Genomic DNA, 2,116 nt, shown 5'->3' with positions numbered 1-2,116 from the left:
CATACATATTTCTCATTGATGGCAAAGATGAATAGAAGTGACAAATGGGGAAGTTCCTTTCGTGCTTCCCCATTTTATCCGTCCCTTTTTTACAAATTTAATAGTTCCAGAATTTTCTGCATGCCAGCCTGATATAAAGATTCCGCATATAATATCCATCTCTCACTAACTTCAGTAACGTATTTGTCTATTGTTTTTCGCTTTTCTTTTGATAATCCCATTGTCTGAACCTGTTCTTCATATTTCGATATTTTTTCAAGCATTCCCTGGTACACTGTATTTTCTTTCAGCTGATCTTCAACCTCATCAATCCAGGTATCCAGCAGCAACTCCAGCAGTTTCTTTGTGTCACCGTCATCATTTCCCAATATTGCTTTTTTAATTTTTCCAAGCATTGCTCCATAGGAGATCATTTGAGCCTGTCCCATATAAAAATGGTACTGTTCTTCTATCATTTCCTTTTCGCTTTCCAGTCGGAAATATTGATGCACTGCCTTATGCTCTTCTGTCGTTAGACTGATTGCCTGATTCGACTCCATAAATGTTTCTATTACTGGATACCTCTCTGTAAGTTCCAGTATTTTATTTTGCAGTCTCTGGTATTCCGCATCATGCTTTTTCAGATAGGTGCAAACCTGTTCTCCTATCCGTATCCCCAAGCATTGCTCATTCCAGATGATATCTGGCTGTGCTGTCATATCGGTGTCTCCCTTCTGTGTAGTTTTCCTGTTCCAAGCACAAGACTATACCACACTTCTGGGAGAAAGCTATTCACCAAACCTACTGAAATCTCCTGGCAGATCCTGTGCAACCTATCCCTTTTTCCACAAAAAAACTGGTATGAAAGACTCCTTGTTCTCTCATACCAGCTATCTATTTCTTATTTAACTGAATACACATTCTTTTCTATTCTCTGTGTATCCTGTACTTATTTATGGCAAAAATCAGACTACAGACACGCTATACACTCTTATGCTACATAATCCAGTTTACGGCATCCTGGCTCGAAGGTTACATTGAAAATTCCAACCTGGCTGGTGGAAACCGGTGCCAGAAAGCTTTTTCCAGAAAAATACTGTGCAAATCCGTCATTTGGTGCACCGATCGGGAATACCATCTCTTTGGCGTGGGCTCTCATGGCTTCGTCTTCATAAGGAAGGTCTCCCTCTCCATTCTGCCATACTTCTTTTGCCAGGTTAAAAACAGCCCATCCTTTTGGCCATCCTGCATAAAATGCTGCATGTGTGATGATGGCAGCAATTTCTTTCTGGGTTACACCGTGATCTTTGGCATTCTGTAAATGGAATTTCAGGGAAGAATCTGTGATTCCCTGTGCCATAAGTGCAACCACTGTAATAATACTTCTTGTCTTTACGTCAATGTCTTCGTTATTCCAGTTTTCACCGAAAAGGACATCATCATTAAAATGTGCAAACTGTGGAGCAAATTCTCCAAGTGCATTTCTTCCTGCTGTCTGTGTGATCTTAGCCATGATCATTTCCTCCATATATTGTCTGGTAGTTTTAGAGCCTTCTTTGGACAAGCTCTAGAATATGTCTCCAAAATCAGGGATTCGGTATCTCCTACCAGGTTTTTACAAAGTTTTCAATGTCCTGCTTATTGGCTCTGTTCAGAAGTTTTCCTTCTACAAATTCTGCCTTTGGTGCAGATGGCTGCAGTTCCTTAACCGTGTTGCCGAATCCGCTTCCGCCAGAAGTTGCAAAAAGAATGATCTTCTTGCCTGCAAGATCATATTTTTCAAGGAAGGTATTGATAATGGTTGGTGCAACGTACCACCAGATTGGAAAGCCCAGGATGATCTCATCATACTGGCTCATATCAAGATCCGTGTCTGCCAGTTCTGGTCTGATGGTTTTATCAGACATTTCGATTGTACTTCTGGATTTTTTGTCCATCCAGTTTAAATCGTCTCTTGTGTACGCAACCTTTGGGGCAATCTCATGAAGGTCACAGCTGCCTGCTGCAGCTAACATTTCTGCTACTTTTTTTGTAACTCCGCTTGCACTGAAATATGCAACTAATTTTTTACTCATAGTGATACCTCCTCATATAATCAAGTGTTTTTTATTGAAAATTCAAGGTTTTTCAACCTTTC

General features: G+C 40.4%; 2 protein-coding genes and 1 pseudogene. All 3 read right to left on the bottom strand.

Translation table 11 applies throughout. The features are described from left to right. Positions 1–89: 89 nt before the first annotated feature. The 3 genes and pseudogenes from LIQ05_RS19135 to LIQ05_RS19125 all read right to left on the bottom strand — a co-directional run bounded on the left by LIQ05_RS19135 (position 90) and on the right by LIQ05_RS19125 (position 2,054). Positions 90–698, bottom strand: coding sequence for a DUF6664 family protein (locus tag LIQ05_RS19135; RefSeq protein WP_055147690.1), 609 nt, complete (start codon positions 696–698; stop codon positions 90–92). A 293-nt stretch (positions 699–991) separates the two neighbouring features. Next, positions 992–1,492: pseudogene (locus tag LIQ05_RS19130) on the bottom strand (carboxymuconolactone decarboxylase family protein); the annotation flags it as partial. Between the two features lie 91 nt (positions 1,493–1,583). After that, a complete protein-coding gene (locus tag LIQ05_RS19125; RefSeq protein WP_226822904.1) occupies positions 1,584–2,054 on the bottom strand; it encodes a flavodoxin in 471 nt (156 codons plus the stop codon). Positions 2,055–2,116 lie beyond the last annotated feature (62 nt).

The sequence above is a fragment of the Blautia glucerasea genome (genome assembly GCF_020537505.1).
Lineage (GTDB): Bacteria > Bacillota > Clostridia > Lachnospirales > Lachnospiraceae > Blautia_A.
This window is presented reverse-complemented; position numbering and strand designations above follow the sequence as displayed.